Here is a 22,813-nt window from a genome sequence, read left to right on the forward strand (position 1 = left end):
AAACGTGCGCCGTCACGCGGCGACCCGGGGTTGGGCCACGGCCTGTTCAAGCAGTGGCCAGCCCGCGCCCGGCAGTTGGGCGCCCTCGCTCAGGCGCCGGCGGAACCCGCGCGCGCCGGGCTCGCCCTGATAAAGGCCCAGCAGGTGGCGGCTGATGTGCTTGAGCGACGTGCCGCGGGCCAGTTCGGCCTCGATGTAGGGACGCAGGCGCAGCAGCACGTCCTCACGGGTGGGGAGCGGCTCCCCGTAGAGCTCGGCCTCGACCCGGGCCAGCACATACGGATCGTGATAGGCCGCGCGGCCCAGCATCACGCCATCGACCTGGGCGAGGTGGTCGCGCACCTGCTCCACCGTGGTGATGCCGCCGTTGATGACCACCACCAACTCGGGAAACTCGCGCTTGAGGCGGTACACCCGCTGGTAATCCAGCGGCGGGATCTCGCGATTTTCCTTGGGACTGAGGCCCTGCAACCAGGCCTTGCGCGCGTGCACCACCAGCACCTCCACGCCCGCGCCGAGCATGGTCTCGGTGAAGTGCTGCAGGTCGGCGTAGTCGTCCTGGTCGTCCACGCCGATGCGGCACTTCACCGTCACCTGAACGTCCACCGCGTCACGCATGGCCTTCACGCAATCGCCCACCAGGGCCGGCTCGCGCATCAGGCAGGCCCCGAAACGGCCGGACTGCACGCGATCGGAGGGGCAGCCGACGTTGAGGTTGATCTCGTCGTAGCCGGCGTCGGCGCCGTAGCGCGCCGCCACCGCCAGTTCCGTCGGCTCGCTGCCACCCAGCTGCAGCGCCACCGGGTGTTCCTGCTGGCTATGTTCGAGCAGGCGCAGCTGCTGGCCGCGCACGAGCGCAGCGCTGGTCACCATCTCCGTATACAAACGGGCATGCGGCGACAGCAACCGGTGGAAATACCGGCAGTGGCGGTCGGTCCAGTCCATCATGGGCGCGACGGTGAGGCGCCAGTCCTCCTTTTGCAGCGGCTGGCGTGGATATTCGGCGGGGGCTGACATGCGGCCTATTGTACCGGCTGGCTCAGGGCGCCGGGCCGCCGCCCCGTCCGTACCGCCAGGCCAGCCAGCGCAAGGGCACCGCCGCCACCGCGAATAGCACGGCCGGGATCATCCAGCCCAGCTGGTACATCGCCATCGCCGCGAACGCCGCCACCACAAAGCACTGCTTGGCCAGCAGCTGCATCGCCGCCTCGCGCGTCACCCCCTGCGCCAGCCTCGCGATGAAGGCCAGGTAGCCCCACGACAGGGCCAGGCACGTGTACAGCACGGCGAACGCCACGGCATAGACAAGTACGCCGCCTTCCTTCTCGGGATGGGTGATCCAAAAGCGCACCACCACCGGCACCAGCGCCACGAGACTCAGCACCAGCAAGTTGAGCAGGGTGCCTGGCCCGTCAATGTGGCGGAGGTAGGCCAGCATGCGCCGGTGCATCAGCCACACCACGCCGATCAGCAGGAAGCTGACGAAATAGGTCAGCAGCGGCGGTCCCCACGCCTGCCACAGCGTGATGCCGGCCGTCAGCTCCGGATGGATCTCGATCGCCGACAGCGTGATGGCGATGGCGAAGACGCCATCGGACAGGAGGACCAGCCGATCCAGATGCTTCGAAATCTCCGGGACTTCCTCGTCCTGCGTCATTGCCCAGTCTCCCGTGCAGTACGAAACAGGCTTCGGTGGTGCATCGCCGCCGGGCTGCGCCGGTCGCGCGTCATGATGACGCAGCGCTCTAGCCCGAGCGAGTGCCGCGCGCGACCCGTGTGTGCCCGATCCTCGCCAGACCGCGCCGCGGCAGCACTTGGCTGTCAGGCCGACGCCTTGCCGCGGCCTGAGCCCGATCATGAACGAAGCGGCCCCCGATGGCATAATGCGCACCCATACGCTGCACCCAAGGCAGCACTCGTCAGGCGCAGCGGACCATCGCCCTCCCCACGCGAGTCCGGCTCCGGCCCTCTGGCCGGCGCGGTTGCCTGCAGCTTCACTTATCTACGACGGTACCCGGCAATGGTGGCATTGGCGACGGAGCACGTGATCGACGTGCACCACTGGAATGACAGCCTCTTCAGTTTCCGCACGACGCGCGATCCTGGCTTCCGCTTCGACAGCGGCCAGTTCGTGATGATCGGACTGGAGGTGGACGGCCGCCCGCTGATGCGCGCGTATTCGATCGCCAGCGCCAATTACGAAGAGCACCTGGAGTTCTTCAGCATCAAGGTGCCCAACGGCCCGCTGACCTCGCGCCTGCAGCACCTCAAGCCCGGCGATCCGATCATCGTCAGCCGCAAGCCGACCGGCACGCTGGTGCTCAACGACCTCAAGCCTGGCAAGCACCTCTACCTGCTGGGCACGGGCACCGGCCTGGCGCCATTCATGAGCCTGGCGCGCGATCCGGAAACCTACGAGCGCTACGAAAAGATCGTGATCGCGCACGGCGTGCGCAACATCAATGACCTCGCCTACCGCGACTACATCGAGAACGAGCTGCCGAAACACGAGTATCTCGGTGAGCTGGTTCGCGAGAAGCTGATCTACTTCCCCACGGTGACGCGCGAGCCGTTCCGCAACGAGGGCCGTCTCACCGATGCCATCGTGAACGGCGCCATGAGCGCGGCTGTCGGTCTGCCGCCGCTGGATCCGGCCGTCGATCGCGCCATGCTCTGCGGCAGCCCGCAGATGCTGGACGACACCTGCGACCTGCTCGATGCGCGCGGTTTCCAGGTTTCCCCGCGCACTCGCGAGCCCGGCGACTACGTGATCGAGCGCGCGTTCGTCGACAAGTAGAAATGGTCTTTCCTGTAGGAGCGCACAAGGTGCGCTCCTACGCGCCGAGTGATGCGCTTATTGCCAGACGGTGTAGACGCGCCCGCTGCCTACGCCTTCCACGCTGCGTCGATAAGCCAGCGCCACCCGCGCGCCCGGCACCGCCTCGAAGCCCGGGAAATACGGGCCATAGGCGTCCTGCGATTCGGTGAGCAGGGTCGCGCTCACCACATTGATGCGCAGGCCTCGCGGCAACTCGGTGGCGGCGGCGCGCACGAAGCCTTCGATCGCAGCATTCACCGTGGTGGCGTTTGCACCCAGCCGGATCGGCTCGGCGCCGGTGATGCCGCTGGTCAAAGTGAACGAGCCGCCGTCGCGCAGGTGGCGGATGCCCGCCAGCACCACGTTGACCTGCCCCATGAGCTTGTCCTGCAGGCCCAGGTTGAATTGTGCGGGCGTGGTCTGCGCCAGTTCGCCGAAGTGCACGTTGCCGGCGGTGGTGATGACGCCGTCCAGCGGACCCGCCGCCTCGTACATGCGCTCGACGCTGGCCATGTCGGTCAGGTCCACGCGCAGGTCGCCGGAGTGACGGCCGGCCCGGATCAGTTCGTGATATGGGGCCAGTTCATTGGCCACGGCCTGGCCAACCGTGCCGCTGGCGCCGACAAGCAGGAGTCGCATGGGATGGTCCTTGGATGATCCGACCCGGCGGGCCGGCTGTCCGCAGTTTCCCCACAAACCGCAGGGCGATAAACGTGCCATGATTTGACCCATTACAAACCATGGGTTTTGAATCATGGATGCCTTGGCGAGCATGGCGATGTTCGTGCGCGTGGTGGAAAGCGGCAGCTTCAGCGCCGCCGCGGACGCCAGCGGGGTGTCACCGACCATGGCCGGCAAGCACATCCGCGCCATCGAGCAGCGGCTCGGCGCGCGGTTGCTCCATCGCACCACCCGCCGCCAGCAGCTGACTGAAGTCGGCCGGCTGTACTACGAGCGCTGCAAGCAGGTGTTGGCGGACGTCGAGCTGGCCGAGGCCAGCGCATCCGAACTGCAGGCCACGCCTCGCGGCCGCCTGCGCCTGACGGCGCCGATGAGCTTTGGCAGCCGGCGACTGACGCCGGCGCTCACCGACTATCTGCAACGGTACCCGGACGTGAGCGTGGACCTGACGCTGGATAACCGCGTGGTCGACGTGGTTGGCGAGGGCTACGAGCTGGCCATCCGCATCGGCGCCATCGACGACCCGCAACTGGTGGCGCGCCCGCTCCTGCCCTACCGCATGCTGCTGGTCGCCTCGCCGGGCTACCTGGCGCGCCACGGTACGCCGCAGCATCCACGGGATCTCTCAACGCATGTCTGCCTGGGCCTGTCCAACTGGCGGCGACGCGACCAATGGCGCCTGACCGGCGCGGATGGCGAGATCTGCGACGTGCCGGTGCACGGTCGGCTGTCGGTCGACCACGGCGATGCACTGCGGGTGGCTGCCCTGCACGACGCCGGCATCGTGCTGCAGCCCGAGGTATTGCTGGCCGATGACCTGGAAGCCGGGCGACTCGAGTCCGTATTGCCCGGCTGGGCGCCACCGGCGACGCCGATGCACCTGCTGTATGCGCCGGATCGGCGCCCGACGGCCAAGCTGCGCAGCATGATCGACTTCCTGCTCGAGCGCTTCGGCGCACGGAGCGAGCAAAGCCATGCCGAGTAGGAGCGAACGAACTCAGTCGCGGATGCGACCCTGCCCTTCGTTGTCCCAGTAGCCGAACACGCGGCGCGCAATGAGCTTGTACAGGCGCTTGCCGGTCGCGCGCCATAGCCGCGAATGCGCCGCGGGCTGGTCCAGGATGGTGCGCTGGCGCGCACTGAGTGCTTCCGGACAGTAGGTGCGCTTGTGCTTGAGCAGGTGACGCAGATCCTCTCGCGCAAGCAGCCGGAACAGGGCGCCGCGCCGACCGCGTGTCCACGCGATCTGGAAATCCACCAGCGCCGGCCGGCCGTCGCTGCGCACCAGCCAGTTCGGTTCCTTGGCCAGGTCGTTGTGCACGATGCCGCGTCGGTGCAGTACCGCCAGCAGGCGCAAGGCATCACGGTAGTAGGCGCGATCGCGCGGCTGCGCCTGCTGCATCGGGGCGCCGGCAATGTAGCCGCGCAGCAGCTCGTGGCCGTTCCAGCCGAGCAGGCTCGGCACGCCGTCGACGCCGGCCAGCTTGGCCAGCGCACGGGCCTCGCGCGCCGCGGCGCGACGTGCAAAGGCGCGCGCCCACCAGCGCGCAGCGCCGATATCGCGGCGGATCACGCTGACGCCGCCACGTTCGGTCAGTTCAATCCGGCCGAGTTCGTCGGCCTTGAGCAGGGTGTCGCGGGTCGTGTTCACAGACGTTCCGTCAGGCTGGGCCGCCCGCACTCGCCGGCTCGCCACTGGGCGGATTATTGTCACCGATCCGACCACCGCCTGCTGCACCATCCGACAAGCCGCTCCGGAAGCCACTGATGGACATTGCGCTGTACCTGCTCGCCACCCTGCTGATCATCGGAGGCGTTGTCGGCAACATCGTGCCCGCGCTACCGGGCATCCCCATGATCTTCGGCGGCATCTGGCTGGCCGCCGCGGTGGACCAGTACCGTCATGTGGGCGTGGTGTGGCTGGTGGTGATCGGCGCGCTGGCCGCCATGGGCATCATCGTCGACTTCGTCTCCGCCACCCTGGGCGCCAAGCGGGTGGGCGCCAGCCCGCGTGCGCTGACCGGCGCCGGCCTCGGCACCCTGGTGGGCATGTTCCTGGGTATTCCCGGCCTGCTGCTAGGCCCCTTCGTCGGAGCCCTGATCGGCGAACTGGCCTCGGGCACCAGCGTGCTTCGCTCGGCCCATGTGGGCGCCGCCACCTGGCTGGGACTGCTGTGCGGTGTCCTGGTGAAGCTGGTGCTGTCCTTCATGATGATCGGGCTGTTCGCCTTTGCCTGGCTGGTCGACTAGACCCTGCGCGGCCGCGACCTTCGGCACATGGCGCGGGCTCAGGCCAGCCCTTTAGGCTTGGGCGGCCACATCCACTCGGAAGCCGACATGTCCAAACGCCTTGCCCTTGCCCTGGCAGTCTCGCTCGCAGCCACCGGATCCGCGTACGCCGACACCAAGACCCCGACCTGGGTCGATCGCAGCAACACCGACGCCAAGGTGCTGCTCGATGTCCTGGCGCGCTTCAATCCCGAGTTCGCCTCGCAGATCGGCGTGCCGGGCTACGACGACAAGGTGATTGACCTCAAGCCGGACCTCGACGCACGTTTCCGGGCGGCGCTGGTCGACGCCAAGGGCAAGCTGGACAAGATGCTGGCTGGCGAGAAGGACCCGAACGTCCGCCAGGACCTGCAGATCATGCTCAAGACCGTCAACGACCAGGTCGAAGGCATCGATCTCAACCACAAATACATGCTGCCCTACCAGGACGTGGGACAGACCATCTTCCAGGGCGAGTTTGCGCTGCTGAAAGATGATGTCGACGCCAAGCGCCGACCGTCCGCGCTCAAGCGCCTGGAATGTTACGTCGGTAAGGCGCCGGGCTGCACGCCGATCGTCGAGCTGGCCAAGGCGCAGACCATGGAGCGCATCGGCGAGAAGGCGCTGATCGGCCCGTACAAGAACGAGGTCGAGCAGAAGCTCTCCAACACGCAGCGCTACGCGCAGGGCATTCGCCAGCTCTTCGCCAAGTACAAGCTCGACGACGCGCAGGGCAAGGCCGCGCTCGATGCGATGGATAGCCAGCTGAAGGATTACGACACCTGGGTGCGCGCGACCATCGTGCCACGCGAGCGCATGGACTTCCGCCTGCCCGAGCCGCTGTATGCCTACAACCTCAAGCAGGTCGGCATCGACATCCCGCCGGAAGAGCTCATCAAGCAGGCCCAGCTGGAGTTCGTCGAGCTGCGCTCGGAGATGCAGGTGCTGGCGCCGGTGGTGGCGAAGGAAGAAGGCATCCAGTCCACCGATTACCGCGACGTGCTGAAGGCGCTCAAGCAGCAGCAGCTGGGCAAGGATGACGTGGTGCCGTGGTACCACGAGATCATCGGCAAGATCGAGGACACCATCCGCCGCGAGCACATCATCACGCTGCCGCAGCGCAAGATGCAGATGCGCCTTGCCTCGGAAGCCGAAACCGCCGCTGTGCCGGCGCCGCACATGGATCCGCCGCCGCTCGTCAACAACCATGGCGAACAGGGCACCTTCGTGCTGACCATGGGCAACCCCAGCGGCAACAAGTCCGATTCCTACGACGACTTCACCTATAAGGCCGCCGCCTGGACGCTGACCGCGCATGAGGGTCGCCCGGGCCATGAGCTGCAGTTCGCGGCGATGGTCGAGCGCGGCGTATCGCTGGCGCGCAGCCTGTTCGCCTTCAACAGCGTCAACGTGGAAGGCTGGGCGCTGTATGCCGAGTCGGAAATGCTGCCGTACGAGCCGCCGTCCGGTCAGTTCGCGGCGCTGCAGGCCCGCCTGATGCGTGCCGCCCGTGCCTATCTGGATCCGATGCTCAACCTGGGCCTGATCAGCAAGGAGCGTGCGCACGACGTGCTGCGTAACGATGTGGGTCTGTCCGAGGCGTTGACCCAGGAGGAACTGGATCGCTACACGTTCAACAGTCCCGGCCAGGCCACGGCGTACTTCTACGGTTACATGCGCCTGCAGCAGACGCGCCTGAATGCCGAACTGGCGCTGGGCAAGGCCTTCAATCGCCAGGCCTTCAACGACTTCGTGATCGGCCAGGGCCTGCTTCCGCCCGAACAACTGGCCGAAGCCGTGCGTACCCAGTTCATCCCGTCGCAGCAGAAAACGCAGTCGACCAAGTAACCGGCGAGCGCGCCGTACTAACGGGGCCGCGTCTTCGGGCGCGGCCTCTTCTTATGGGCGACGGCGGCGCTGGCGCTGCGTTCCAGCCACTCGGCGAACCGTGGCGTGTCCTGGCGAATCGACGGCGGCACGATGACGTAGCCGCGGCTGGGCGGCGCATCAGGACGATTGCGGAAAGGCGTGGCGCCCTCGTGGGTCAGCAGCAACTCCACGTCGGCGCTGGCGAGCTTGAGCGCCAGGCCCTGCGCCGATAGCCATGCACAGGGCTTCTCATCGAAGTAGGCCATCAAGCCGCCGAACATCGGGTGGAAGCGCAGATCGTGGGGACGCCCCAGATGTGTGGCGGCGTCCTCCAGGTCTCGTCGCATCGCTGACAGCGCGGGGTTCACGCCGGCGCGCGGGGAATCACATAGAGCAGCACGGCGAGGAAGTGCAGCACGCTGCCCGCAAGCACGAAGAAGTGCCACACCGAGTGGTGGTAGGGCATCTTGCGCCAGAGGTAGAACGGCACGCCCAGCGTATAGGTGACGCCGCCGGCGATCAGCAGCGTCATGCCGCCAGCCTGCAGGTGTTCGGACAGCGGCTTGAACGCGATCAGGCCGACCCAGCCCATGCCCACGTACATCAGCACCGCGAGTTTGCGGTACTGCTTGAGCAGGCCCAGCTCCAGCGCGCTGCCCATCAGCGCCATCGTCCAGATCGCCACGAACAGGCTCCAGCCCCATGCGCCCGACAAGGCGACCAGGGTGAACGGCGTATAGGTGCCGGCGATCAGCAGGAAAATCGCGATGTGGTCAAACGTGCGCAGCACCCGCTTGGCCAGCGGGCCGGAAACGGAGTGATAGAGCGTGGATGCCGTGTAGCAAAGGATCAGCGTGGCGCCGAACACCGCGCTGGCCACCACCGCCCGCACATCGCCATACAGCGCGGAGAACGCCACCAGCGTGGCCAGTCCGGCGATGCTGAGCAGGATGCCGATGCCATGGATGACGCTGCTGGCAAGTTCATCGCCGAAGGCATAGCGCGGAAGGGCCGCACTGGAAGTGGCGGACATGGGGAATTCCTTATGGGACTTAAGCGTACGGCGGCGTACGGATTCCAGCACCTTAACCGCCCCGCCAACGAATGCAAGTGAACCGGTCAGATTTCAGGCCGCTCACCCTCTCCGGCCGCCGCCGGGGCGCTGTCACCGTCAGCCCTACTCGATGATGAAGGCGCCGAACGCGACACCGAGATCCCAGCCCTTGCCGGTGCCGCTGAGCGCAAGCGAGACATTGCCCTTGGTCATCACGCGGGCGCCGGCGGACTTGGACGCGCCGGCATGCACGCCCGCATCGGCATAGTGACCCTTGATCTCGCTGATGCTGGTGATCCCGGAGAACTTGCCGACGCCGTCGTCGATTTCGTTCTTGCCGAAGGTGAGGCCGCCGCCCTTGACGCGGATGTGCACGCCCATGCTCTGCCCGTTGCTGCAGTGGACGGTGCCGCTGCCGGTGGCCGTCTGGTAGAACACCGACCAGCCCGACAGGCTGAAATTCATCTTGCACTCGAGGTCACCGGCACGCGCCGGGGACGTGGCCGCAGTCCCGGCCAACACCAGCGCCGCCGCGCCCAGGTATTTCCATACCGCCATGTCCGCCTCCTGAGTCCACTTTCGCCATCACCTGGCGAGAACTTGATTCTGGCAACCGCGAACCGTCTGCCACGTGAATACCCCCTTCACCCCGGATGTACGCGGAGCCAAGCCAGTCGCTTAGAGAATGGGACACCCGGGCGTCCCCTCTCTCTCCCCCGACGTCCGGCCTTACCGCCCCGCCACCCTGTGCGGGGCTTTTTTTTGGGGCCGATCTTCCCAGCCCACGCCCCGTGCGGCAACGTGGGCTACACGCCGATCGGCGGCAGGTTCTAAGCTGGACGCGGACCAGGAATCAGGAGACCCGTGCGATGACCACCATCGACCTGCTTTTGCATCTGGACCATCTCGACCTGGCTGTCGCCGCGCCCCGCGCCGCATTGGGCCTCGCCCTGCGTCTAGGCGCGCGCCTTGATGCGCTTTACGTGGCGGACCTGCCAGCCACCGCCTTCAGTCTTCCGGAAGCCGTGCCCGTGCAGCTGGAGGAAACCCAGCGCCGCGTCGCCGAGGCGCAGGCGCACGAGGGCGTCTGGCGACAAACGCTCGAGACGCATGGCCTCACCGGCGTCTGGCGGGTAAGCCAGGGCGACACGGTACAGACGGTGAGTCAGGCCGCGTCAGGCTACGACTTCGTGGTGATGGAGCGCAGCCAACAGCGCAGCGATGCGCCGGTGGGCTTCGGCTCGGTGTCGCGTAGCGTGTTCGCCAGCGGGCGGCCGGTGCTGGTGGTGCCCGACCTGGCGCCCGTGGCAAGCATCGGCGCCAAGGTGCTGGTGGCGTGGAACGGCAGCCGCGAATCCGCCTTGGCGTTGGCCGCGGCGGTGCCGATCCTGCAGAAAGCCGAGGAAGTCCACATACTCGATGGCAGCGAAATGAACGCCGACCTGTTGCCGGTGCTGCCCCCACCGGGCCTGGTCGACTGGCTGCAGCGCCACGGCATCCGCGCGCGCATCGACACCATCGATGCTGGCCCGAGCCATGCAGCGGGTCCCGCCGTGCTGGACGCCGCGCACGCGCAAGGCGCCGACATGATCGTGATGGGGGCCTGGAGCCGTTCGCGCCTGGCGCAGATGGTGCTCGGCGGCACTACCCGCCACCTGTTCATGCACGGTGACGTACCCATGCTGGTGGCGCACTGAAAAAAGCCGTTTCACCGAACCGCCGGCTACTCCGCCAAGAATAGCCTTCCATACGGCCACTTGCGCAAGCCTTTTTGACGATCATAGGCTGGACTCGCACCGGCTCGAACCCCACCGCGCCCCCCCGCGGCGCGCCGTGCGACAACCCAACATCGATACGTCAGGAGGTCGCCTATGTCGTCCGCAAGCCTGGCCGTACCCCGTCACGCCCATCCCGATGCAGCTCGCATCGCCGCGCTGAGCGGCGCCATCGCCATCAACCTGGTGGCCCTGGTCGCCGTGCTGCGCCCCATGGCCCCGCAATGGGTGGAACAAGTGCAGCAGCTGACCCAGACCCAGGTCCGCTGGATCACGCCGCCGCCGAAAGCGCCCGACCCGCCGGCGATCAAGATGGAAAAGATCGCGCCCCCTAAAACCGTGCCGCATACGCAGGTGGCGCCGCCCGTCACGCCTCCCGTGGTGACGCTCAACGATCAGGGCAGCATCGCGGCCCCTCCCGTCACGCCCACCGTCGAGCCCGCCGCAGAGCCAACCACAGGCGACGCGCCGATCGAGGCCACGCTGGCCTATCGCGCCGTGCCGCTCAGCTACCCGACACAGGCGTTGCGCACGCACATGCAGGGCACCGTGGTGCTGCGGGTGCTGGTTGACGAGCAAGGCGTGCCGCAGGAAGTGAACATTGAACAAAGCAGCGGCTATGCACTGCTCGATCGCAGCGCGCACGACCAGGTGCTGCGCGGCTGGAAGTTCCAGCCGGCGATGGTCAACGGACGTGCAGTGCGCGCGTGGGCGCGGGTGCCGGTGACGTTCAATCTCAACCAGCTGTAACCGCGCGGCGTCGAACGACCCCGCAAAAGGAAAGGCCCGGCCTGCGTTGACCGCCAGGTCGGGCCATTCCACGGCAACTTTCTTCGATCAGCGCACCGTCGCAGGCGCCGGCGCCGGGCGGTGTGCTGCGCGCGCGATCGCCCAGATCACCGCCACCAGCAGGATCACTGGCAAGGTCACCGGCAACAGCGCCAAGGCCACCACCGGCGCGATGATCAACAAGGCCACGCCACCGAACACCAGGCCAAGCACCGCGCCCACCAGATGGAACAGCCCCCCGATGAGCGCGAAGGTCAATTTGAACATGGTGCCGATCACCAACGCGGCGAGCCAAAAGCCCACCACCAGCATCAAGAGCACGCTCATTCCGATCATGACGTACCTCCTTGCGGTCTGCGTCTGGCGGCCATCGTGCAACGAACGTCATGCAGGCGGTCGATGCCACTTTCAAGGCCTCACGAACAGCATCGTGCGCTTTTGCGAGCAAGAGCGCATGTCGCGAAAGTCATGCCGATGATGCGCCGCGACAATGCAGACGGGTTACGGGACTTTAACGAAGCGCGTGCTCCACTGCGCGCCGGTTTCCGTTGAGTGGCATCGCATGGCAAGACACATGCAACATCTCAAGGCGCTGCGTGACATTGCATACGGATATGGCGTGAGTGGACAGCCAGACCTCGCCGCGATGGCGAGGGACCTGGGACGCGAAGTTCATCGGCACCGTCACGCGCTGACGGACGACCTCGCCGATCTGCGCAGCCGCAACCAGGGCTTCGAGCACTGGCTGGTGGCCCGGCGTGGCAAACCGTCGATCAGCGTGCTGGTTACGGCGTGGCCCGCCAATCACACCACGCACATCCACAATCACGGCGGCCTGTGGGGCCTGGAGATTGCACTGCACGGCGCACTCGAAGTGCAGTCGTGGGATCACGACGGCATCGGCAACGATCTGCGGCTGGCGGGACGCAACTGGCTGGGCCCCGGCGACGCCAGCTGGTTCGATGAGGACGATCGCTACGCTCGCCGTTGCCGCAATCTGTCCCGCCACGAAACAGCGCTGACGCTTCACGTCTACGGTGGCGATCTGGCACAGTACCTCACATACGAAGAAGCCGGACTCGCCGGCCAATGGCTCGCCAAGCCGCAGCGCAGCGCCATCGCGGGCCGCCTGCACGCTTGAGTCGCGTCTGACAATTCAGCTTTTTTAAGGGAGTGGCATGTATCGAAGGGTCGCCATCATCGGCGGCGGCGCGGCTGCGGCAGCGCTGTTGAGCGAACTGCTGGATCGTCAGGCGCCGCACTCGCTGCACGTGGACTGGTATACCGGCGGTGGCACGCCGGCGCGCGGTGTCGCCTACGGCACGCGTTCGGATCGTCACCTGCTCAACGTGCGCGCCGCGTCGATGAGCATGTTCGCGGCCAAGCCGCGTGGTTTTCTCGATTTCGCCCAGCGCGGCGACCACACCATCGCCGGCACGGATTTCCTGCCGCGTCGTCTGTATGGCGACTATCTGGAAGCCGAAGTGGCGAGTGCGCTCGAGCGCGCGCGTAGCGCCGGGCATGACGTGCGCGTGCTGCCGTTCGCGGTGGATGCGCTGGTGCCGGAGAACGATGGCGTCACCGTGATCCATGGCGAGGAGAACAGCCGCGTCGACGCGGCCGTGCTCGCGCTTGGCGCGCTGCCGCCACAACCACTCGCCGGCGTCAGCGAAGCGGCGCTGGAGAGCGGGTTGTACGTCACCGATCCGTGGCGTTTCCTCGCCTCGATCAAACCCGATCCGAGCCCGCGCAAAGTCGTGCTCATCGGTCTCGGCCTTACCGCGGTCGACGTGCTGCTGGAACTGGCGGCGCTGTGGCCCAACGCGAGTTTCGAAGCGATCTCGCGCCACGGCCTGCTGCCTGAGCCCCACCTGCCTGCCGCCTCGGCGCCGAGCGACGACGGCAGCGACCTCATCGCCGCCATGCACGACGCACCGGGCATTCGCAGCTGGTTCCGCCTGCTGCGCGAGGCGATGGCGCACAGCGAAGACTGGCGCACCGTGATCGACAGCCTGCGCCCGCATACACCATCACTGTGGGCGTTGCTGCCACCGATCGAGCGCTCGCGCTTTCTGCGTCACGCGCGCTGGGCGTGGGAGCGTGTGCGCCATCGCATGCCACCCCAGGTGATGACCTCGATGCAGGCGCTGGAGCAGTCAGGCCGTCTGCATCGCCGGCGCGGACGATTGCAGGCGGTGGAGATGGAGGATGGCAAGCTGCATCTGACCCTTCGTCGTCCCCACGGCCATGGGTTTGAAACGCTGGACGCCGACCTGGTGATCCAGACTGTGGGACTCAATACCGACGTACTGCGCACGCGCCACCCGCTGGTGCGTCAGCTGGCCACCAACCAGCACGTGGCGCCCGATGCGCTCGGACTGGGTTGCATGGCCACGCCGGAAGGCCGCCTGCAGCACAACGGCGACACCTGGCCGCACTTCTACGCCATCGGCACGCTGCTGCGTGGCGTGCTGTGGGAATCGACCGCGATGCCGGAAATCCGGCAGCAGGCGCGGCATCTGGCGGACCGGCTGCTGGAGGGGTAAAGCAGAAGAAGTGAGTGAAGAGAAGTGAGGAGTGAGAGAGAGCCACTCCAACTTCCAACCCCTCACTTCTGCTTTTCGTCTTATTCGAAACCGCTCAGCACCAGCTTGCCGATGGTGCTGGCGCTTTCCAGCTGCGCGTGCGCGCGACGCAGGTTCGCCGCGTTGATGGTCCCGAGGTTCTCCCGCAGCGTGCTGCGCAGCACGCCGGCGTCGACGAGGTCCGCAGCCTCGTTGAGTAACTGGTGCTGCGCCTGCATGTCTTCGGTGTGGAACAGCGAGCGCGTGAACATCGACTCCCAATGCAATGACTGGCTCTTGGCCTTGAGCAGGCGGATGTCTGGCGGCGAAGCCGGGTCGTCGATCAGGCCGAGCTTGCCCTGCGGCTTGAGCAGTTCGGTGAGCGCGACGAAGTGCTGATCGGTGTGCGTCAGGCTCAGCGCATAGTCGATGCCCTGCGGTGACACCGCCTTGACCGCGGCCACCAGGTCACCGCGATGGTCGACCACGTGATGCGCGCCCATCTCCTGCACCCAGTGTCGACTGTCGTCGCGCGAAGCCGTGCCGATTACAGTGAAGTTGGTCAGTCGACGCGCCAGCTGGATCGCCATCGAGCCCACGCCTCCGGCGCCGCCGACCACCAGGATGACGCCACTGCGCGCGGTGCTTCCGCGCGGCACGCCAAGCCGATCGAACAACAGTTCCCACGCGGTGATGGTAGTGAGCGGCATCGCCGCGGCATGCACAACATCGAGCGTGGACGGCATGCGCCCCACGATGCGCTCGTCGACGAGTTGATACTCGGCATTGCTGCCTGCGCGGTCGATCGCTCCGGCGTAGAAGACCCGGTCGCCTGGCTTGAACAAGGTGACGTCACCACCCACGGCCGTCACGACGCCAGCCGCATCCCAACCGAGCACCTTGTCGGCGCCCTGCGGGTCGGCGCGCTTGCGCACCTTGGTGTCGACTGGGTTGACCGAAATGGCCTCCACCTTCACCAGCAGGTCCCGCCCCTGCGCCACCGGCGTGGGCAGTTCGACGTCGAGCAGGCTGTTCGGATCGCTGATGGGCAGGATGTGTCGATAGGCAACGGCTTTCATGCAGGTCTCCGGGGACAAGGTCGAAGCAGTCAGGGAAGGGATTCTGCGCCGCCAAACGTCATCGAACAGTCGCGTGGACAACGCAGGCGCCGTGATGGACCAGACCAGGTCTCAGCGTCATGTCCTGCATCAGGCGCCAGCCACGCAAACGGACGAGGCCTCGGCGCGACGTCGTTCCAGCGCGGCGCTGATGAGGGTGACCAGCAAGCCGAGCAGGGTCACCACCGCGCCCGCGACGCTGACGGACGGCAGGCCAAGCCCGAGGTCGATCATGGCGCCGCCGATGAAGGCGCCCATGGCGTTGCCAAGATTGAACGCGGCGATATTGAGGGTGGACGCCAGATGCGGCCCTTCACTGGCCTGCTGCACCACGCGCATCTGCAAAGGCGCCACGGTGGCGAACGCGGCCACGCCCCACACGAACACCGTGACGATCGCGGCCACGGTGCTGTGCATGGTCCAGGCAAACGCCAGCATCACCAGCGACAGCACCACCAGCACGCCGCTCAGCGACGGCATCAGGCGCCAGTCGGCGAGCCGGCCGCCCAACATGTTGCCGACCGTGGTGCCGACGCCGAACAGGATCAGCACCCAGCCGGTGGCGCCGGCGCTCACCTGCGATACCTGCTGCAGGATCGGCGCGATATAGGTGAACACGGTGAACACGCCGCCGAAGCCCAGCACGGTCATGGCCAGCGCCAGCAGCACCTGTGGCTGGCGCAGCACGCGCAGCTCGCGCCCCATATGCGGCGAGGGCAACCCGGGTGACGCAGGCACCAGTCGCCACACGGCGATGGCGGCGACCACGCCCAGCCCGGTGACCGCCATGAAGGTGGCTCGCCAGCCGGCCCATTGACCCAGGAAGGTGCCGAAGGGTACACCGAGCACATTGGCCAGGGTCAGCCCGGTGAACATCAGCGCGATGGCGCGCGCCGCCTGCCCGCGCGGCACGAGATGCGAGGCGACCACCGCGCCGATGCCGAAGAACGAGCCGTGACAGAACGCGGCCACCACGCGCGCCACCATCAGCACGCCGTAGTTCGGGGCCACGGCGCAAAGCGCGTTGCCGAGGATGAACAGGCCCAGCAGCAACAGCAGCGCATTGCGCCGTTCCATGCGCGCGGTAAGCGCCGCCAGCACCGGCGCGCCGGCGGCCACGCCCAGGGCGTAGCCGGACACCAGCAGGCCCGCCGAAGGGATGCTCACTTTCAGGTCGGCCGCCACTTCGGGCAGCAAGCCCATGATCACGAACTCGGTGGTGCCGATGGCGAAGGCGGCGACGGACAAGGCCAGCAGCGCCAGCCGGGACGAAGCCTGTGCCACTGGGGCGGAAATGCCGTTGGCGGCCTCTCGGGGAGACTGGGGGTGCATGGAAGCGGCCCTGGAGGAAGAGGGCGGCACTTTGCACCTTGTCTCAGCTCCAGTGAATTGAGCAAACTAGAGAGGCATCTTTTCCAGAAAGTTAAAGATGATTGATTTTGAAGACATGCGGCTGTTCGTCCGCGCGGTCACCGACGGCAGCCTCTCGGCCGCCGGGCGGGAGCTCAGCCTGTCGCCGGCGGCCGCCAGCAAGCGCCTGACCCGGCTCGAGCAGGCGCTGGGCGTGCGCCTGCTGCAACGCAGTTCGCGCCGGCTGGCGCTGACCGCCGAAGGCAGCATCTACTTCGAGCGCTGCCTGGCGATCCTCGCCGACGTGGACGACGCCAACGCAGCGGTGGGCCAGGGCCAGCAGGAGGTGCGCGGGCAGCTGCACGTGTCCGCCTCGGTCGACATGGGGCGCCAGTACATCGGCCCCATCGCCGCCGATTTCGTCGCGCCCTACCCGCGGCTGACGCTGCGCCTGACCCATACCGACGCCATGCTCGACCTGTTCGAGCAAGGGGTGGACGTGGCCGTGCGCGGCGGCGCCATGACCGATTCGCGCCTGGTCTCGCGGCTGCTCACCAACAATTTCCGCGTGCTGTGCGCGGCGCCGTCCTACCTGGAGCGGCGCGGCCGCCCCCTCAGCGTGGACGACCTCTCCGCGCACGACTGCCTGATGCTGCACCGGCCCGGCCACGGCATCCTGCCGTGGATCGTGCAGACGCCGGAGGGACCGCGCCCGCTGCGCATGGAAGGCTCGATTACCTGCGACAACGGCGACCTGATGCGCGCCCTGGCCGTGGCCGGACACGGCCTGGCCTTCAAGTCGGCCTGGGACATCGCCGAAGACGTGCGGGCCGGGCGGCTGGTCCCGCTGTCGGGCGAGGTGATCATGCCCGACGCGCACATCTACGCCATCTACCCCAGCCGGCGCTACCTGCCTGCACGCATCCGGCTATTCGTGGATCATCTGCAACAGGAACTGCAGCGACGCGAGCACGACGTGCTGGACACCGTGCGCCACGCGATGACCTGAAGCCACGCCGCCGGGAGGACTGCATGAGGAAACGCGTTCGCGCCATCGGCCCCACGGGAACGGGACGCCCGTCGTGCTGACCACGCTCATCGGCACACTCGTCGTGATGCTGCACGTGGCCGGCGTGCTGGCCGCCATGCATGCGGTGATGAACACCCGTACGCCGCAGGGCGCGTTCGCCTGGGCGCTGGGCCTGGTGCTGCTGCCTTACGTGACGCTGGTGCCCTATCTGTACCTGGGGCGCAGCCGCTTCCACGGCTACGTCGACCTGCATCGCCTGCGCCGCGAACAGATGCAGACGCTCGCCAATACCCAGCTGTCGGCGGGGCCTGCGGCGCCCGGCGCCTGCGCCCGCTACGGCGAGATCGCGCACATGCTTGGCGCGCAGTTTCACGAGGGCCAGCAGCTGCGTCTGCTGGTCAATGGCGAGGCCACCTTCAACGCCATCCTGCGCGTCATCGGCGAAGCGCGCCATTGCGTACTGGTGCAGTTCTTCATCATTCACGACGACCTGCTCGGACGGCGATTGCAGCAAGTGCTGCTCGAGCGCGTGCGCGCCGGTGTGGAAGTCTGCGTGCTGTACGACGGCATTGGCAGCCATGCCCTGCCCCACCAGTTCGTACAGACGCTGCAGGACGCCGGCGTGCACATCCATCCCTTCGCCACCCAGCGGCGCAGCAACCGCTTCCAGCTCAACTTCCGCAACCACCGCAAGATCGTCGTGGTGGACGGCACGCGCGGCTTCGTCGGCGGACTCAACGTGGGCGACGAGTACCTGGGCATGAAGCCGCCGCTGTCGCCATGGCGCGACACGCACCTGGAGATCGAAGGGCCCGCCGTGGCCGACCTTCAACGCAGCTTTGCCGAAGACTGGCACTGGGTCACGGGCGCCTTGCCGCCACTGCGCCCGGCTCGGCCCGGACCTGGCAGCGCGCACACGCTGATCGTCGCCACCGGCCCGGCCGACCGGCAGGAAACCTGCTCGCTGTTCTTCGTCGCCGCCATCCATGCCGCGCGTCGGCGCCTGTGGATCACCACGCCCTACTTCGTACCCGACCAGGCAGTGATGTCCGCGTTGCGGCTGGCGGTGTTTCGCGGCGTGGATGTGCGTGTGCTGATTCCGTCGCGTCCCGACCACCATGCGGTGTTCCTCGCCAGCGGGCTGTACGCGCACGACGCGGTGCGCGCAGGCATTCGCGTGTTCCGCTACCAGCCCGGCTTCGTGCACGAGAAGGTGTTGCTGGTCGACGACGACACCGCATCGGTCGGCAGCATGAACCTGGACAATCGATCGTTCCGCCTCAACTTCGAAATCGGCGCGCTCAGTGTCGATCGCGATTTCGCTTCCCAGGTGGAGGCGATGCTGCAGGAGGATTTCGAGCATGCGCATGAGGTAACCGAGGCGGAGTACCTGAAGGCGCCCTACCTGCGACGCCTGGCCATGCACGTGGCGCGTCTGTTCGATCCGGTGTTGTAGGGAGCCTCGGACAAGACGCGCAAAGGTGCGGTTCTCGAGAGTCCCCGCGGGAAAATTCAGCCTCGTGATTTTCCGTAGCTGATATACAGACCGCCGGTCAGCAGCGCCGATGCCAGCGCCAACGCCGCGGCCACCACGAACATCGGTCCGTAGCGACCGCCCGAGGCGATCCAGCCGCCGAGCGGACCGGTGAGGCCCAAGGCCACATCGATGAACACCGAATAGGCGGCCAACGCCGCGCCGCGATTGCTCGCGCTGACGCGCTCCACCGCCACCACGCCGAGCGAGGGAAACACCAGCGAAAAGCCGATGCCGCAGAGCGCCGCGCCAAGCATCGCCACCGCCACGTGGTCCGCCACGGCCAGCACCCACAAGCCCGCGCATTCGACCAGCAACGACACCAGCGCCACCCGGTAACCGCCGAACGCGGCGATGGTCCAGCCGAGCAGCAGGCGCACGCCCACGAAGCAGATGCCGAACACGCTGAGCGTGGGCGCCGCGCCGGCCCAGCCACGGCTGGCGTAGTAGAGCGTGATGAAGGTGGCGATCACGCCGAAACCCACGGCGCCCAGCGCCAGACCTGTGCCGTACGGCGCCACCCGCCCGAATACGTGGCGCATCGGCAGGCGTTCGCCAGCTTCCACATGCACCGCGGGCCGCCGCCAGGCCAGCACCAGCGCCGTCACCATCAGCAGCACGCTGGCGAGGCCGATGATGACGAAGCCACCGCCGCGCGCCAGCAGCACGCCGAGCGGAGCGCCAACGGCCAAGGCGCCGTAGGTGGCCACACCGTTCCACGAAATCACTCGGGCGGTGTGCTCGTTGCCCACGATCCCGATGCCCCACATGATGCAGCCCGTCGCCACGCAGCTCTCGCCCATGCCGAGAGCCAGGCGCGCCACCAGCATCACGGCCAGCGACAGCGCGGGCCATGCATGCAGCAACGCCGCGGCCGCCAGCAGCAAACCACAGGCGCCGCAGGCGAGCAGGCCGATCAGCGCAGTGCGCTTGGGCCCGGCAGTGTCCGCGGTGCGGCCGGCAAAGCCGCGGCTCAACAGCGTGGCGACGTACTGCGTGCTGATCACCAGCCCCGCCAGCACGGCGCCGTAGCCCAGGTCGTCATGCACGAAGGGCGGCAGCACGGCCAGCTGCAGGCCAATCACGAGATAGGCCAGGAACGTGAAGCTCACGATCTGGACGATGCGCAGGGTCAGCGGCAGGCCGCCGGCCTGCGCTTGAGGTTCGGTCTTCATCAACACGACATCGGGGGAAAGGGGAAATCGACCACCGGCAGCCGCGGCTTAGGTGGTGGGACGCCGGCGCGCGAACAGCAGCCAGCCCAGGTAGACGCCGACGGCCGCGCCCACGAATTCAAACACCACGCGCAGGCCGAGGTTGTCCGGGTCATGCACCTCGGCCAGCCGCAGTCGCAGCAGCTGCAGCGACTGCAGCCGCCCGTAATTGAAGTAGAAGAGGTTCCACAGATCGTGCCCGCCGGCGAGCAATACAGCCGCCACGTAAGCCAGGCCAAGCTCCCGCGCCAGGCTCCAGCCCTGGCCGCGACCGATCCAGTGCAGCAGCCCGTAAGCCACCACGCCGGCCACCACCACGATGATGCCGGCCTCCAGGGCGCCGGTCAGCCCAAATCCCATCCATGACTGGTCGTAAGGCATGCCCCTGTCCACCTTTGTCGTTGTTTCCATCCATTATGCCAACCCGCACGTAGGGACGGATTCTTGCGTAGGACTTCTCCTAGCCTGAATCCCGTGTGTCCCCTACAAGTCAGCCGTCGAACCCATCACATCGCCGTAGGCTCGACCCGTCTAGACTTGATAGACGTAACCTCTTGCGAGTCCTGACGCGACCATGAGCCTGCCCATCAGCCATCGCGCCGCCCTTATCGTTGTCGACGTGCAGCCGGATTTCATGCCCGGCGGAGCCCTGGCCTGCCACGAGGGCGACGCCATCGTGCCCGGCATCGACCGACTGCTGCGCAGCCATCAGTTCCGCCATGTGGTGGCCACCCAGGACTGGCATCCGGCCAACCACGTTTCGTTCGTGGACGCGCATCCCGGCCGCCAGCCGTTCGAACGCATTCCGCTGCACGGCCACGCCCAGACGCTATGGCCCGCGCATTGCGTGCAGGGCACGACGGGGGCCGCGCTACACCCGGCGATCGACTGGTCGATGGTGGACAAGGTGATCCGCAAGGGCGACGACCCTCAGGTGGACTCCTATAGCGGCTTCCGCGAGAACCATGGCCCAGCCGGCCGCCGGCCCACTACCGGCCTGGCCGAGTGGCTGCGCGAGCGCGGCGTGGACGAGGTCTACCTGTGCGGCCTGGCGCGCGAGGTGTGCGTGCTATGGACGGCGCAGGACTCGGTGGATCTGGGCTACCGCACCCACGTGCTGTGGGACCTGACCCGCCCGGTCTCACCCGATTCGGACATCCCCACGCGCATCCGCTACGACCAGCTGGGCGTGGACATTCTCGATTCCAGTGAACTGGGCGGCCCGGCGCGTCCGTCGGGCGCGATGCGCGCGGCGCATCAGCGGATTTAGGGCAACACTGATTAAGTATCGCCGTCGTCATGATGCCTGGAAGGCCGGCCGGGTGAGTCGCGCGGCGCCGGGAAGACTGGCCGTCTTGCCAAGCCGTGCGGCGCAGCCGGGCGGCCTTCCAGGCATCACCCCATCACTTGGAATTTCATTCATTGGGGCCCGTCCTGTCTGTCCGCAGGACTTCGGTCCGCTGGTTCGACAGACAGCCAGTCTGCCTTCACCAACGGCCCTGTGTCCTGCGCACAGACAGGACGGGTGGCGACGGCGAGACTTAATCAGTGTTGCCCTGGTGCTTCACCCGTCGTTTTCAGTGGCGACGTCCACGTGCGGCACGCCCTCATCGTCGATCGCCACGGCGACCTCGATCGGGCAGCAGCAAACCTGGCAGTCCTCGATGTAGCGCTGGCTGTCCACCGAGGCGTCGACCAGGATCTGCATCGGCTCACCGCAATACGGGCAATGGATCTGCACGGGCTCAAGCATGTCCATGGCATCTACCTGCCCGGGCGCGGACACGGCCCACGCCGGGCTTGCAGTCACTCAGCGCTTGGCGAGCGACAACGACGAACCCCACTTGTTGACCTCGGCCAGCGCGCTTTCGCCGGGCTGCAGGCTGAGTTCCACGCGTGCGTCGTCCCCCGGCTTGCGGCAGGCGCCGGAATTCTGCAGCGTCACCACGTGGGTACCGGTCGGCAGGTTGAACGCCACCTGCTCGCCGGTTTCCAGCTGCGCGGCGAACTTGTCGTCGATCATGATCTGGCTGGAGCAGCCGCCGCCGAAGAAGCCGTTGGCGCGCACGACCTGCAGCGTGGCGTCACCGGCGCCAGGGGTCTGGAAGAGGAATACGCGATTGGCCACCGCATCGCGGATCATCGAATCGTGGTTGCCTTCCACACCGCAACCGGCCAGCACGGCCGCCGCCATCGCCGCCGCCATTGCTCCTGCCATCGTCTTCATCGCCGCGCTCCTGCTGTCGATCGAGGGCTTCGAGCATCGCCAGTGTGCGATCAACCCTGCGTGAACCAGCGCTTCACGCCGGCGGCAGCCATGCGTCCGGGGGCAGGATCTGGAACCAGCCTTCCCGCGCGGTGCGGCGGGCAAGCTTCAACACGGCCTTGTCCTTGCTGAGCAGCCACTGCGCCCCGGCCGCCAACGCCAGTTCGAGGAATTTCTGGTCATCCGGATCCGCACAACGCGGCAGCTTCACCGCAGCCGGCGCGGACAGTTGCGTGGCGGACAGCAGGCGGGTGCATCGATCGAAAGTCGCCAGCGCCAAGTCGCGCGCCTCGGGCGCCAACGCCAGCGCCGGGTACTCAAGCACCGCCAGCCACTCGGCGCGGCACGCCTCGTCGACCACCGCTTCCACCCGGCCCCGCTCCAACGCCTCGCGCAGCGCGGCGATGGCGGCATCCTCGAACACGAACAGGTCCAGGGCGACATTGGTATCGAGCACGAGACGGGGCGGCGGGGCTTGCATGG

26 protein-coding genes are annotated in these 22,813 nt (G+C 67.2%); 11 read left to right on the forward strand and 15 right to left on the reverse strand.

The features are described 5' to 3' along the window. Window positions 1–12 precede the first annotated feature (12 nt). On the reverse strand, window positions 13–1,017 hold the full coding sequence (gene dusA, locus DVT68_RS06920) for a tRNA dihydrouridine(20/20a) synthase DusA (RefSeq protein WP_114824241.1): 1,005 nt from the start codon (window positions 1,015–1,017) through the stop codon (window positions 13–15). A 22-nt stretch (window positions 1,018–1,039) separates the two neighbouring features. Beyond that, window positions 1,040–1,657: a TMEM175 family protein gene (locus DVT68_RS06925; RefSeq protein WP_158543461.1), complete on the reverse strand. Its 618-nt coding sequence runs from the start codon at window positions 1,655–1,657 to the stop codon at window positions 1,040–1,042. Window positions 1,658–2,020: 363 nt separating this feature from the next. On the opposite strand from DVT68_RS06925, the gene DVT68_RS06930 reads away from it, so the two are divergent. After that, entirely contained in the window at window positions 2,021–2,797 is a 777-nt protein-coding gene (locus DVT68_RS06930) for a ferredoxin--NADP reductase (RefSeq protein WP_114824243.1), read from the forward strand. A 57-nt stretch (window positions 2,798–2,854) separates the two neighbouring features. Here the strand turns inward: DVT68_RS06930 and DVT68_RS06935 are convergent, their stop codons facing one another. After that, window positions 2,855–3,457: a short chain dehydrogenase gene (locus DVT68_RS06935; protein ID WP_114824244.1), complete on the reverse strand. Its 603-nt coding sequence runs from the start codon at window positions 3,455–3,457 to the stop codon at window positions 2,855–2,857. A gap of 115 nt (window positions 3,458–3,572) precedes the next feature. On the opposite strand from DVT68_RS06935, the gene DVT68_RS06940 reads away from it, so the two are divergent. Next, window positions 3,573–4,484, forward strand: coding sequence for a LysR family transcriptional regulator (locus DVT68_RS06940; protein ID WP_114824245.1), 912 nt, complete (start codon window positions 3,573–3,575; stop codon window positions 4,482–4,484). A gap of 12 nt (window positions 4,485–4,496) precedes the next feature. Here DVT68_RS06940 and DVT68_RS06945 read toward each other — a convergent pair whose 3' ends face one another. Then, window positions 4,497–5,150: a protein kinase family protein gene (locus DVT68_RS06945; RefSeq protein WP_233523369.1), complete on the reverse strand. Its 654-nt coding sequence runs from the start codon at window positions 5,148–5,150 to the stop codon at window positions 4,497–4,499. 116 nt (window positions 5,151–5,266) lie between these two features. Between DVT68_RS06945 and DVT68_RS06950 the strand changes: the two genes are divergently transcribed. Next, the gene (locus DVT68_RS06950) at window positions 5,267–5,749 is read left to right on the forward strand and encodes a DUF456 domain-containing protein (protein ID WP_114824246.1); all 483 of its coding nucleotides are present in this window, start codon (window positions 5,267–5,269) and stop codon (window positions 5,747–5,749) included. A gap of 87 nt (window positions 5,750–5,836) precedes the next feature. After that, a complete protein-coding gene (locus DVT68_RS06955) occupies window positions 5,837–7,615 on the forward strand; it encodes a DUF885 domain-containing protein (protein WP_114824247.1) in 1,779 nt (592 codons plus the stop codon). Window positions 7,616–7,632: 17 nt separating this feature from the next. Here the strand turns inward: DVT68_RS06955 and DVT68_RS06960 are convergent, their stop codons facing one another. The 3 genes from DVT68_RS06960 to DVT68_RS06970 form a co-directional block, all read right to left on the reverse strand. Continuing rightward, on the reverse strand, window positions 7,633–7,983 hold the full coding sequence (locus DVT68_RS06960) for a TfoX/Sxy family protein (protein WP_114824248.1): 351 nt from the start codon (window positions 7,981–7,983) through the stop codon (window positions 7,633–7,635). Window positions 7,984–8,000: 17 nt separating this feature from the next. Then, on the reverse strand, window positions 8,001–8,669 hold the full coding sequence (gene trhA / locus DVT68_RS06965) for a PAQR family membrane homeostasis protein TrhA (protein ID WP_114824249.1): 669 nt from the start codon (window positions 8,667–8,669) through the stop codon (window positions 8,001–8,003). A gap of 144 nt (window positions 8,670–8,813) precedes the next feature. After that, the gene (locus DVT68_RS06970; protein WP_114824250.1) at window positions 8,814–9,248 is read right to left on the reverse strand and encodes a hypothetical protein; all 435 of its coding nucleotides are present in this window, start codon (window positions 9,246–9,248) and stop codon (window positions 8,814–8,816) included. 311 nt (window positions 9,249–9,559) lie between these two features. Here DVT68_RS06970 and DVT68_RS06975 point away from each other — a divergent pair, with 311 nt between their 5' ends. After that, complete coding sequence (locus DVT68_RS06975; protein ID WP_158543462.1) at window positions 9,560–10,387, forward strand: universal stress protein; 828 nt, start codon at window positions 9,560–9,562, stop codon at window positions 10,385–10,387. A gap of 174 nt (window positions 10,388–10,561) precedes the next feature. Then, a complete protein-coding gene (locus DVT68_RS06980) occupies window positions 10,562–11,215 on the forward strand; it encodes an energy transducer TonB (protein ID WP_114824252.1) in 654 nt (217 codons plus the stop codon). Between the two features lie 87 nt (window positions 11,216–11,302). On the opposite strand, the gene DVT68_RS06985 is transcribed toward DVT68_RS06980, so the two are convergent. Next, window positions 11,303–11,590, reverse strand: coding sequence for a hypothetical protein (locus tag DVT68_RS06985; protein ID WP_114824253.1), 288 nt, complete (start codon window positions 11,588–11,590; stop codon window positions 11,303–11,305). 283 nt (window positions 11,591–11,873) lie between these two features. Between DVT68_RS06985 and DVT68_RS06990 the strand changes: the two genes are divergently transcribed. Further along, a complete protein-coding gene (locus DVT68_RS06990; protein WP_233523370.1) occupies window positions 11,874–12,395 on the forward strand; it encodes a cupin domain-containing protein in 522 nt (173 codons plus the stop codon). Between the two features lie 37 nt (window positions 12,396–12,432). After that, a complete protein-coding gene (locus DVT68_RS06995; protein WP_114824255.1) occupies window positions 12,433–13,800 on the forward strand; it encodes an FAD/NAD(P)-binding protein in 1,368 nt (455 codons plus the stop codon). 80 nt (window positions 13,801–13,880) lie between these two features. On the opposite strand, the gene DVT68_RS07000 is transcribed toward DVT68_RS06995, so the two are convergent. Together DVT68_RS07000 and DVT68_RS07005 are read right to left on the reverse strand one after the other, a co-directional pair. Then, on the reverse strand, window positions 13,881–14,897 hold the full coding sequence (locus DVT68_RS07000; protein WP_114824256.1) for a zinc-binding alcohol dehydrogenase family protein: 1,017 nt from the start codon (window positions 14,895–14,897) through the stop codon (window positions 13,881–13,883). A 129-nt stretch (window positions 14,898–15,026) separates the two neighbouring features. Then, window positions 15,027–16,268 carry an MFS transporter gene (locus tag DVT68_RS07005; protein ID WP_233523371.1) on the reverse strand — a complete coding sequence of 414 codons (1,242 nt, stop codon included), beginning with the start codon at window positions 16,266–16,268 and terminating at the stop codon, window positions 15,027–15,029. Window positions 16,269–16,365: 97 nt separating this feature from the next. On the opposite strand from DVT68_RS07005, the gene DVT68_RS07010 reads away from it, so the two are divergent. Then, complete coding sequence (locus DVT68_RS07010; RefSeq protein WP_114824258.1) at window positions 16,366–17,295, forward strand: LysR family transcriptional regulator; 930 nt, start codon at window positions 16,366–16,368, stop codon at window positions 17,293–17,295. A 73-nt stretch (window positions 17,296–17,368) separates the two neighbouring features. Next, window positions 17,369–18,772: a cardiolipin synthase gene (gene cls / locus DVT68_RS07015; RefSeq protein ID WP_114824259.1), complete on the forward strand. Its 1,404-nt coding sequence runs from the start codon at window positions 17,369–17,371 to the stop codon at window positions 18,770–18,772. Between the two features lie 56 nt (window positions 18,773–18,828). Here the strand turns inward: cls and DVT68_RS07020 are convergent, their stop codons facing one another. Beyond that, complete coding sequence (locus DVT68_RS07020) at window positions 18,829–20,025, reverse strand: MFS transporter (protein ID WP_114824260.1); 1,197 nt, start codon at window positions 20,023–20,025, stop codon at window positions 18,829–18,831. Between the two features lie 48 nt (window positions 20,026–20,073). Then, entirely contained in the window at window positions 20,074–20,445 is a 372-nt protein-coding gene (locus DVT68_RS07025; protein ID WP_114824261.1) for a hypothetical protein, read from the reverse strand. 193 nt (window positions 20,446–20,638) lie between these two features. On the opposite strand from DVT68_RS07025, the gene pncA reads away from it, so the two are divergent. Beyond that, the gene (gene pncA, locus DVT68_RS07030) at window positions 20,639–21,334 is read left to right on the forward strand and encodes a bifunctional nicotinamidase/pyrazinamidase (RefSeq protein ID WP_114824262.1); all 696 of its coding nucleotides are present in this window, start codon (window positions 20,639–20,641) and stop codon (window positions 21,332–21,334) included. Between the two features lie 294 nt (window positions 21,335–21,628). On the opposite strand, the gene DVT68_RS07035 is transcribed toward pncA, so the two are convergent. The 3 genes from DVT68_RS07035 to DVT68_RS07045 form a co-directional block, all read right to left on the reverse strand. After that, window positions 21,629–21,823 (reverse strand): CPXCG motif-containing cysteine-rich protein, encoded by a 195-nt coding sequence (locus DVT68_RS07035; protein ID WP_425477447.1) that lies wholly within the window; start codon window positions 21,821–21,823, stop codon window positions 21,629–21,631. A gap of 51 nt (window positions 21,824–21,874) precedes the next feature. Next, complete coding sequence (locus tag DVT68_RS07040; RefSeq protein ID WP_147281680.1) at window positions 21,875–22,291, reverse strand: hypothetical protein; 417 nt, start codon at window positions 22,289–22,291, stop codon at window positions 21,875–21,877. Window positions 22,292–22,364: 73 nt separating this feature from the next. Next, a complete protein-coding gene (locus DVT68_RS07045) occupies window positions 22,365–22,811 on the reverse strand; it encodes a PIN domain-containing protein (RefSeq protein ID WP_325050416.1) in 447 nt (148 codons plus the stop codon). Between the last annotated feature and the right edge of the window lie 2 nt (window positions 22,812–22,813).

Source organism: Dyella solisilvae (assembly GCF_003351225.1).
GTDB classification, from domain to species: Bacteria; Pseudomonadota; Gammaproteobacteria; order Xanthomonadales; family Rhodanobacteraceae; genus Dyella; species Dyella solisilvae.

Bases quoted from the DNA above. Each gene is read 5' to 3' on its own strand.
- dusA (WP_114824241.1), bottom strand. From the start codon at position 1,017: ATGTCAGCCCCCGCCGAATATCCACGCCAGCCGCTGCAAAAGGAGGAC.
- DVT68_RS06925 (WP_158543461.1), bottom strand. From the start codon at position 1,657: ATGACGCAGGACGAGGAAGTCCCGGAGATTTCGAAGCATCTGGATCGG.
- DVT68_RS06930 (WP_114824243.1), top strand. From the start codon at position 2,021: ATGGTGGCATTGGCGACGGAGCACGTGATCGACGTGCACCACTGGAAT.
- DVT68_RS06935 (WP_114824244.1), bottom strand. From the start codon at position 3,457: ATGCGACTCCTGCTTGTCGGCGCCAGCGGCACGGTTGGCCAGGCCGTG.
- DVT68_RS06940 (WP_114824245.1), top strand. From the start codon at position 3,573: ATGGATGCCTTGGCGAGCATGGCGATGTTCGTGCGCGTGGTGGAAAGC.
- DVT68_RS06950 (WP_114824246.1), top strand. From the start codon at position 5,267: ATGGACATTGCGCTGTACCTGCTCGCCACCCTGCTGATCATCGGAGGC.
- DVT68_RS06955 (WP_114824247.1), top strand. From the start codon at position 5,837: ATGTCCAAACGCCTTGCCCTTGCCCTGGCAGTCTCGCTCGCAGCCACC.
- DVT68_RS06960 (WP_114824248.1), bottom strand. From the start codon at position 7,983: ATGCGACGAGACCTGGAGGACGCCGCCACACATCTGGGGCGTCCCCAC.
- trhA (WP_114824249.1), bottom strand. From the start codon at position 8,669: ATGTCCGCCACTTCCAGTGCGGCCCTTCCGCGCTATGCCTTCGGCGAT.
- DVT68_RS06970 (WP_114824250.1), bottom strand. From the start codon at position 9,248: ATGGCGGTATGGAAATACCTGGGCGCGGCGGCGCTGGTGTTGGCCGGG.
- DVT68_RS06975 (WP_158543462.1), top strand. From the start codon at position 9,560: ATGACCACCATCGACCTGCTTTTGCATCTGGACCATCTCGACCTGGCT.
- DVT68_RS06980 (WP_114824252.1), top strand. From the start codon at position 10,562: ATGTCGTCCGCAAGCCTGGCCGTACCCCGTCACGCCCATCCCGATGCA.
- DVT68_RS06985 (WP_114824253.1), bottom strand. From the start codon at position 11,590: ATGATCGGAATGAGCGTGCTCTTGATGCTGGTGGTGGGCTTTTGGCTC.
- DVT68_RS06995 (WP_114824255.1), top strand. From the start codon at position 12,433: ATGTATCGAAGGGTCGCCATCATCGGCGGCGGCGCGGCTGCGGCAGCG.
- DVT68_RS07000 (WP_114824256.1), bottom strand. From the start codon at position 14,897: ATGAAAGCCGTTGCCTATCGACACATCCTGCCCATCAGCGATCCGAAC.
- DVT68_RS07005 (WP_233523371.1), bottom strand. From the start codon at position 16,268: ATGCACCCCCAGTCTCCCCGAGAGGCCGCCAACGGCATTTCCGCCCCA.
- DVT68_RS07010 (WP_114824258.1), top strand. From the start codon at position 16,366: ATGATTGATTTTGAAGACATGCGGCTGTTCGTCCGCGCGGTCACCGAC.
- DVT68_RS07020 (WP_114824260.1), bottom strand. From the start codon at position 20,025: ATGAAGACCGAACCTCAAGCGCAGGCCGGCGGCCTGCCGCTGACCCTG.
- DVT68_RS07025 (WP_114824261.1), bottom strand. From the start codon at position 20,445: ATGCCTTACGACCAGTCATGGATGGGATTTGGGCTGACCGGCGCCCTG.
- pncA (WP_114824262.1), top strand. From the start codon at position 20,639: ATGAGCCTGCCCATCAGCCATCGCGCCGCCCTTATCGTTGTCGACGTG.
- DVT68_RS07035 (WP_425477447.1), bottom strand. From the start codon at position 21,823: ATGGACATGCTTGAGCCCGTGCAGATCCATTGCCCGTATTGCGGTGAG.
- DVT68_RS07040 (WP_147281680.1), bottom strand. From the start codon at position 22,291: ATGAAGACGATGGCAGGAGCAATGGCGGCGGCGATGGCGGCGGCCGTG.
- DVT68_RS07045 (WP_325050416.1), bottom strand. From the start codon at position 22,811: ATGCAAGCCCCGCCGCCCCGTCTCGTGCTCGATACCAATGTCGCCCTG.